Annotated in this window: 6 protein-coding genes and 2 pseudogenes; 5 read left to right on the top strand and 3 right to left on the bottom strand. The window is 68.7% G+C overall.

The window, feature by feature from the left end; all coding sequences use genetic code 11:
• Positions 1–150: 150 nt before the first annotated feature.
• The 3 genes and pseudogenes from GAK38_RS18570 to GAK38_RS18560 form a co-directional block, all read right to left on the bottom strand.
• Entirely contained in the window at positions 151–1,134 is a 984-nt protein-coding gene (locus tag GAK38_RS18570; protein ID WP_325346447.1) for a Bug family tripartite tricarboxylate transporter substrate binding protein, read from the bottom strand.
• 47 nt (positions 1,135–1,181) lie between these two features.
• Positions 1,182–2,006, bottom strand: a pseudogene (locus GAK38_RS18565) (Bug family tripartite tricarboxylate transporter substrate binding protein); the annotation flags it as partial.
• A 12-nt stretch (positions 2,007–2,018) separates the two neighbouring features.
• A complete protein-coding gene (locus GAK38_RS18560; protein WP_325346446.1) occupies positions 2,019–2,159 on the bottom strand; it encodes a hypothetical protein in 141 nt (46 codons plus the stop codon).
• Between the two features lie 293 nt (positions 2,160–2,452).
• Between GAK38_RS18560 and GAK38_RS18555 the strand changes: the two genes are divergently transcribed.
• The 5 genes and pseudogenes from GAK38_RS18555 (at position 2,453) to GAK38_RS18530 (ending at position 7,929) form a co-directional block, all read left to right on the top strand.
• Positions 2,453–3,445 carry a Bug family tripartite tricarboxylate transporter substrate binding protein gene (locus GAK38_RS18555; protein WP_325346445.1) on the top strand — a complete coding sequence of 331 codons (993 nt, stop codon included), beginning with the start codon at positions 2,453–2,455 and terminating at the stop codon, positions 3,443–3,445.
• 40 nt (positions 3,446–3,485) lie between these two features.
• Positions 3,486–4,883 (top strand): aldehyde dehydrogenase family protein, encoded by a 1,398-nt coding sequence (locus GAK38_RS18550; protein ID WP_325346444.1) that lies wholly within the window; start codon positions 3,486–3,488, stop codon positions 4,881–4,883.
• Between the two features lie 45 nt (positions 4,884–4,928).
• Positions 4,929–5,690, top strand: a complete 762-nt coding sequence (locus GAK38_RS18545; protein ID WP_325346443.1) for an SDR family NAD(P)-dependent oxidoreductase — start codon at positions 4,929–4,931, stop codon at positions 5,688–5,690.
• A gap of 221 nt (positions 5,691–5,911) precedes the next feature.
• Positions 5,912–6,922 (top strand): Bug family tripartite tricarboxylate transporter substrate binding protein, encoded by a 1,011-nt coding sequence (locus GAK38_RS18540; protein ID WP_325346442.1) that lies wholly within the window; start codon positions 5,912–5,914, stop codon positions 6,920–6,922.
• Between the two features lie 107 nt (positions 6,923–7,029).
• Positions 7,030–7,929 (top strand): annotated as a pseudogene (locus GAK38_RS18530) (NAD(P)H-dependent flavin oxidoreductase).
• Positions 7,930–7,940 lie beyond the last annotated feature (11 nt).

Genomic DNA, 7,940 nt, shown 5'->3' with positions numbered 1-7,940 from the left:
ACTTCCCATTCCGGTCGGCCTGACTCCAGTTCGTCCAGGCCCCACCAGTCCTCGGCCAATTGCACTTGCTCATCTTTCATAGGGCCGAAGTTTGCCACGACCCTAGTCATACCAGTTAGCGCTTATGGGCGTCCACACCCCCCGCCTGCCTCAATCCAGCGTGGCGCCCGATCGCCGCACGATGTCGCGCCAGCGGTCGTACTGGTCCTGCGAGAACCGATTCAGCTCGGCGCCTCGCAGGTTCATCAGCGAGCCGCCCCAACGGTCGACGAGCCTTCGCATGTCGGGCATGGCAATCGCCTTCTCCACCGCATCGGCCAGCGCGGAGACGATGGGTCCGGGCGTGCCTGCGGGCAAATAGAGGATCGTCCAGGTCTTCGCCGGCGGCAGGGGAAAACCTTCCTCCACGATGGCCGGCACGTCCGGCAGCGAGGCCAGCCGCTCCTGCCCCATGAAGCTCAACGCCCGCACCCGTCCGGCCTGAACCTGCTGCAGCAGGGTGATGGGGTAGTCGAAAGCGGCATCGATGTGCCCGCCCACGAGGTCGTTGATGGTCGGGCCCACGCCCTTGTAGGGCACGTGCGTCAGCTGGATGCCGGCACTCTGCTGGAACATCTCGCCCACGAGGTGCCCGCCGCTGCCCACGCCAGCCGAGCCATAGCGGATCGCGCCGGGATGGGCCTTGGCGTAGGCGGTGAACTCGCGCAGGTTCCGGTAGGGACGAGACGGATGGACGCCCAGCAGCGGAATGCTGTCGAACAGAGCATGCACCGGCACGAAGTCGCGTATGGGGTGATAGCGCAGATCCTTGTAGAGCGCAGCATTGGCTCCATGCGTGGCCTGCGTGCCGATGACCATGGTGTAGCCGTCCGGCGGCTGGCGCGCCGCATATGCGACGCCGATGGAGCCTCCCGCGCCACCCCGGTTGTCGATCACGAAGGTCTGGCCGACGATCCTGTCGAGCAGTGGCGCCAGCGCACGCGCCTGGACATCCGTGACGCCTCCTGCCGGATACGGCACGATGAAACCGATGGGCCGTTGCTGCGGCCAGGTTCCTGTGCTCGCGAGGGCTGGCCACGGGGCCGTTGCTCCGGCCAGCAGGCTGGCGAGCGCGGTTCGGCGGTTTGGGTGCATTGCGTGTCTCCTTCTCTGGTTTGGGATGGCGTGAGGCGACCGGCGCGTCATTCAAGGGTGACCCCGGACTTCCGGACGATCGATTGCCACTTCACGAGTTCGCGGCGGACAAAGGCGTTGAGCGGCTCCCCTCGCAAGCCCTGCATGAGGCGTCCGCCGAACTTCTCGGTGTTCTGCCGCATCTCGGGGGTCTTCATCGCCTCGGCGATGACGTCCGCGAGCCGGGCGACGATTTCCGGCGGCGTGCCTGCGGATGTGTAGATGACGGTCCAGGTGGAACCCTCGATGGCCGGCAGGCCCGCCTCTCTCGCCGTGGGCACGTCGGGCAAAGTGGCAAGCCGCTCCTGCCCCAGATACGCCAGCGGTCGGATCTGCCCGGCCAGCATGGGCTGAAGCAGCGTGGTGGGCGGATCGAACGCCGCGTCCACATGCCCGCCCAAGAGATCGGCCACGACCTGCGACATGCCCTTGTAGGGAACATGGGTCAGCCGGACGCCCGTCGCCTGCTGGAACTGCTCGCCGACCAGGTGCCCGCCGCTGCCCATGCCTGCCGAGCCATACCGGATGGCGCCCGGCTGCCTGTGCGCGATTTCGACGAACTCCTTCAGCGTGCGGGCAGGCAGGCCGGGATGCACTCCGAGCACGGGGCTGGTTTCGATGAGGCCGTGGACGGGGGCAAAGTCCGACAACGGGTCGTAGCGCAGATTCCTGTACAGCGCGGTGTTGGCTGCGTGCGTGGCCTGCTTGCCGATGAGGAGGGTCTGGCCGTCGGGTGGCTGGCGGGCGGCATGGCCGACGCCGATCGATCCACCGGCACCGGGCCGGTTATCGACCACGATGGATCGGCCCAGGGATGACGCCAGCAGCCGGGCAAGGGTCCGGGCCTAGATATCGGTAATGCCGCCAGCCGGATAGGGCACGACGAAGACGATGGGCCGTTGCGGCCCGGTGGCCGCGCGCGACGGGTGCGCGCCCAGGAGCCCGCCGGCCATCCCCAGCAGCAGCGTCCGGCGATCAGGGTACATGTTGTGTTGTCTCCGTGTACGGGCGCCCATGCGCGATGCGGTACCGCGCACAGGCCGTCCGGCGATTGATGTCCGGCCATTGTTCTGCGGAGCCTTGGTGTCAGGGCTTCCGATTGATCCGGGCCCGTTGAGTTTTGTGCATGCCTGAAACCAGAGACATGACAGGACCTCATGCCCGGCCACCCATTTGGAAGAGGCGGGCACCCCGGGCGCCTCCTACCATGCAATTCGCACCGTACACGGACGGCTTGCCCTCCGGCAGAGACGCCCGTCCCAAGAATCAAGGAGACACCATGCGAGCACGAATCAGAACCGGCGGGTTCATCATGATGCTGGGCCTTGCGCTGCCGATGCTGGCGCACCCCGCGCCGGCGCCGGCGCCGGCAGGCTACCCTGACAGGCCGATCCAGGTCATCGTTCCCTATGCAGCGGGCGGCACCACGGACCTCGCCGGCCGCATCGTCGCCAAGGCGCTCGGGGAGGCACTGAACCAGGCCGTCGTGGTGGAAAACAAGCCCGGCGCGGCCGGCTCGGTGGGCGTGGCCCAGGTGCTGCGCTCCCCGCCCGACGGCTATGCCGCGGCGGTATCCGGCGTGTCGTCCACCATGCTGCACCAGTTGCTGGGGCGCAAGCTGCCCTACGACCCCCAGAAGGACATCAACGCGGTGGCCTACCTGGGCTCCTCGGGCATGGTGGTGGTCACTGCGAAGGACTCGCCGTACAGGACGCTGCGCCAGGTCATCGACCAGGCCCGGGCCAGGCCGGGCTCCATCAGCTTCGGATCGGCCGGCAACGCTTCCCCCGGGCACATGGCGACCGAGTACCTTGCCAACATGGCGGGCGTGCGGATGACGCATGTGCCGTATCCGGGCGACTCCGCCCTCATGGGCGACCTGATGACCGGCCGCATCGACATCGCCACCGTGGGCATCGCCAGCGTCTTCTCGCAGATGAAGGCCGGCTCCGTCTCGACGCTCGCCATCACCTCGCGCGAACGCATCAAGTCCTTCCCGAACGTGCCCACCGTGGCCGAGGCCGGACTGCCGGGCTACGAGGCCGACATCTGGAACCTGCTGGTGCTGCCCCGGGGAACACCGGCCGCGGTGGACGCCCGGCTCAACGCCGCGATCAACAAGGCCATGCTGGACAAGGGCGTGCAGGACAGCCTGCTGGGCATTGGCTTCACCGGACATCCCATGAGCCTCTCCGACATCCAGTCCTTCATCCAGTCCGAGCGTGGCAAGTGGAGCAAGGTGATCCGCGACGCGAAGATCACCATCGACTAGAGCCGTTTCCCCTTCCTGACTTCTTCGAGTTCGAAACGCCATGAGCAAGACCATTCCTGTCCGCAATCCCCGCACGGGCCAGTACGACTTCGAGCTGCGCACCACCGACCCGGCAGAGCTGCCGGCCATCTCGGCCGAACTGCGCCGCAACCAGCAGCGCTGGCAGGCGCTGGGCCTGGAAGGCCGCCTCGAGGCTCTCAACGCCTGGCGCCGGGAGGTGGAGCGCCAGCGCGAGGTCCTGTTGGCCGCCCTGGTGGCCGACACGGGCCGGCTGGTCGAATCCGAGCGCGAGATGCTGCGCCTGCCCACCAGCATCGACAAGCTCGCCATCATGGCGCGCGAAGTCTTCGCCGAGCGCAGCCAGCGCCTGCGCTCCCTGGGCCATGTGGAGGTGCACGGCGGCCTCAGCCCCTTTCCGCTGGTCGGCGTGATCAGCCCCTGGAACTTCCCGCTGTCGAGCTCCCTGCTCGACACCATCCCCGCGCTGGTGGCGGGCTGCGCGGCCATCGTCAAGCCCAGCGAGGTCACGCCGCGCTTCGTCGCGCCGCTGGTCGAGACCATCAAACGCGTGCCGGAGATCGCCGCCGTGCTGCGCTACGTGACCGGCGGCAAGGACATCGGCGAAGCCCTCATCGGCCATGTCGATGCGGTCTGCTTCACCGGCAGCGTTCCCACGGGCCAGAAGGTGGCCGAGGTGGCAGCGCGCGCCTTCATCCCTGCCTTCCTGGAACTCGGCGGCAAGGACCCGGCCGTCGTGACCGGTACCGCCGACCTCGACCGCGCCGCGGCCTCCGTCGTCCAGGGCGCGGTCGCCAACGCGGGCCAGGTCTGCGTCTCGATCGAGCGCGTCTACGTCGCCGAGCCGGTGGCCGAGGCCTTTGTCGGAAAGCTGGTGGACAAGGCGCGCGAATTCAGGCTCGCCTATCCCACGCTCCAGGACGGCACGCTCGGCCCCATCATCCTGGAGCGGCAGGCGCACACCATCAACCGGCATCTGCAGGACGCGGTCGACAAGGGCGCCGTCATCCGCTGCGGCGGGCCGGTCGCCCAGCGCGGCGGCGGCTGGTGGGCCGAGCCCACGGTGGTGACCGGCGTCGACCACACGATGGAGCTGATGACCGAGGAGACCTTCGGCCCGGTCATTCCCGTGATGACCTACCGCGACACCGACGAGGCCGTCAGGCTGGCCAACGACAGCATCTACGGCCTGAGCGGCGCCGTCTTCGCGGGCTCCGCCGGCGAGGCGCTGGCCATTGCCAGGCGCATCGATGTCGGCGCAGTCAGCATCAACGGTACCGGCCTGGGTACCGCGGCCATCGGCGAAGGCGATACGCACGAGAAGAACGCGTTCAAGCGCTCCGGCCTGTCGGGCTCCCGGCTGGGTTATGACTCGATCACGCGCTTCATGCGCAAGAAGGCCTATCTCGTGGCCGACTGACGAAGCCGCATCCATTCCAACGCCCGACTCCTGGAGACCTCTCCCATGCCCGATTTTTCCAACCAGATCGTCCTCGTCACCGGCGCCAGCGGCGGCATCGGCAGCCAGATCGCACGCGAGTTCGCGCGCAGGGGCGCCTCGGTGGTGCTGCACGACTTCGGCCTGCCCGACGCGGCCCGCACCCTGCAGCAGAAACTGGAAGCAGCACAGGCCCGCACCCTGCTGGTCGAAGGCGACCTGACCGATCCGGCCGCCGCGGCCCGCATCGCACAGCGCGTGGGCGAGGAGTTCGGCCGCCTCGACGTGCTGGTCAACAATGCCGGCGCCTCGCCCGGCAAGATGCCTTTCGGAGAACTGCCGCCCCAGACCTGGGACCAGATCCTGGCCATCAACGTGCGCTCGGTATTCCTGGTGACGCAGGCCTGCCTGCCGCTGCTCGAAAAATCCAGCCGTGGCCGGGTGGTCAACGTCAGTTCCACCGCTGCCCGCAACGGCGGCGCGCCCGGCGGCAGCGCCTATGCGGCAGCCAAAGGCGCCGTATCGTCGCTGACCAAGGCGCTGGCCAAGGACTTCGCCGCCAAGGGCATCCACGTCAACGCCGTGGCGCCGGGGCTGGTCGACACGCCGTTCTACGGCAGCGTGAACGTGGCCGAGAAATATGCCGAGCGCATCAAGGGCATCCCGGCCGGGCGCGTGGCCGTGCCGCTGGACATCGCGGGTCCGGTGCTGTTCTTGGCCTCGCCGCTGGCCGACTACATCGTGGGAGAGGTTCTCGAGGTCAGCGGCGGCCTGTCTCTCATGGCCTGACCATAGGGGCCGGCAGTCGCCGGTGCGCCCCTGCCCACCAGTCCGGGCAGGGGCTTTTTTTCTGGCCGGACGGCACTCCAGGCAGAACAAAACTTCAGGGCTGGCGTCCTGTTTGGAAGGCTGCGCGGGGCGGCTTGCTGCCTATCATGGACTGCATGCATCGGCACCGGAGCCTCGGCTTGCAGGCCATGCGAAACAAACGACTACGGAGACGAGGAACTGTGACGGACGAACATCTTCATGGCGCGGCCTGCAGGCCGCTCACGCGCCGGGCCGCCGCGCTGCTGGGCGCCGGTGCCGTGCTGGCGCTGGCGGCCGGCGGCACCCGGGCCGATGCCCCCTATCCGAACCGGCCGATCCGCCTGATCGTGCCCTTCCCTCCGGGCGGCGCAACCGACAATGTGGCGCGCCTGCTGGCCAAGACCCTCGCGGAAGACCTGGGCCAGCCGGTCGTGATCGACAACCGCGGCGGTGCCGGCGCCATCATCGGGGCGGAGGCTGCGGCCAAGGCCGAGCCCGACGGCTATACGCTGATCTACACCACTGCGGGCGTGCATGTCGTCAATCCCGCGATCTATCCCAAGCTCCCCTACCGGCCGCTCGAGAACTGGTCGATGGTCAGCCTGCTGGTGAGCGTGCCGCTGGCGTTGACGGTCACGGCCAACTCGCGCTTCAGGACGGCCCAGGAACTCATCGACTACGCACGGCAGAACCCGGACAAGCTGACCTACGGATCGGCGGGCAACGGCACCTCGCTGCACCAGTCGGGCGAAATGTTCAAGCACGCCACCGGCACGCGCATTCTGCACGTGCCCTACAAGGGGGCGGGGCCGGCGATGAACGACTTCCTCGGCGGCCAGGTGGACATGATGTTCTCCTATGTCGGCTCGGTGCTGCCCGGCGCGAAGGACGGCAGGCTGCGCCTGCTGGCCATCGGCAGCCCCCAGCGCCTGCCCGTCGTGCCCGACGTCCCGACGGTCGCCGAGGTCGCCGGCAAGCCCGGCTACGACTCCGACACCTGGACCGGCCTCGCCGGCCCGGCAGGCCTGCCGGCACCTATCGTCGAGCGCCTGAACAAGGCCGCCCAGCGCGCACTCGCCCGCAACCGCCACTACCTGACGGCCAACGGCTATGTGAACTTGGGGGGCACGCCGGCGCAGATGAACGAGCGCATTGCACGCGCACTCAAGACGCTCACCCCGCTCCTCGCCCAGTTGATGACATCCACATGAGTCCCGACCTCTCCGCCATCCCTTCCGGCTCCTCCACCGCCTCGCCCGCCGGGCAGGCCGGGCGGCAGTTGTCCGATACGCTGCGCCTGCCGGCCATCGCCTCGCCGATGCTCATCGTGTCCAATCCGGACATGGTGATAGCGCAGTGCACCAGCGGAATGATCGGCACCTTCCCCGTGCTCAACGCCCGGCCGCAGCCCGAGCTGTCGGTATGGCTGGAACGCATCGAGACCGCGCTGGCGCAGGCCCGCGCCGAAGGCCGGCCGGTCGCGCCGCATGGCGTCAACCTGGTGATCCGGGCCGGGAGCGACCGCTTCGCCGACGACCTCGCGACCTGAGTGCAGCACCGCGTCCCCGTCGTCATCACCAGCCTGGGCAACCCGTCCGAGGTGGTGCGGCAGGTGCACGGCTACGGCGGCCTGGTGCTGCACGACGTGACCACGGTACGGCATGCCCGCCGCGCGATGGAAGCCGGCGTGGACGGTCTGATCCTGGTCTGCGCGGGCGCCGGCGGCCACGCAGGCGCCCTGAGCCCCTTCGCGCTGCTGCGCGAGGTGCGGGCCTTCCACGACGGCCTCATCGTGCTGGCGGGCGCCATCACCGATGGCCAGTCCATCCTGGCCGCCCAGGTGATGGGCGCCGACCTGGTCTACATGGGCACGCGCTTCATCGCCACCGAGGAATCTAGCGCAGTACCCGCCTACAAGCAGATGCTGGTCGCCTCGACCGCCGCGGACATCGTCTACACGCCGCATTTCTCGGGCATCCCGGCCAACTACCTCAAGCCCAGCATCGCGGCCACCGGCCTCGACCCGGACGACCTGCCAGCCGTCGATCGTTCCGCCGTCCGCGCCAGTGGCGAGCGGCAGAAACGCTGGAAGGACATTTGGGGCGCGGGCCAGGGCGTGGGCAACATCCACGACCTGCCGCGCGTGGCATCGCTGGTCGACCGCCTGGTCGATGAGTACCAGACGGCCCGCACAGCCTGGCGCGAACGCCTGCGCTGATCCCCTCCCCG

This window comes from Xylophilus sp., from assembly GCA_009914555.1.
Classification (GTDB): Bacteria; Pseudomonadota; Gammaproteobacteria; order Burkholderiales; family Burkholderiaceae_C; genus WNDY01.
This window is presented reverse-complemented; position numbering and strand designations above follow the sequence as displayed.

Bases quoted from the DNA above. Each gene is read 5' to 3' on its own strand.
- GAK38_RS18570 (WP_325346447.1), bottom strand. From the start codon at position 1,134: ATGCACCCAAACCGCCGAACCGCGCTCGCCAGCCTGCTGGCCGGAGCA.
- GAK38_RS18560 (WP_325346446.1), bottom strand. From the start codon at position 2,159: ATGTACCCTGATCGCCGGACGCTGCTGCTGGGGATGGCCGGCGGGCTC.
- GAK38_RS18545 (WP_325346443.1), top strand. From the start codon at position 4,929: ATGCCCGATTTTTCCAACCAGATCGTCCTCGTCACCGGCGCCAGCGGC.
- GAK38_RS18550 (WP_325346444.1), top strand. From the start codon at position 3,486: ATGAGCAAGACCATTCCTGTCCGCAATCCCCGCACGGGCCAGTACGAC.
- GAK38_RS18555 (WP_325346445.1), top strand. From the start codon at position 2,453: ATGCGAGCACGAATCAGAACCGGCGGGTTCATCATGATGCTGGGCCTT.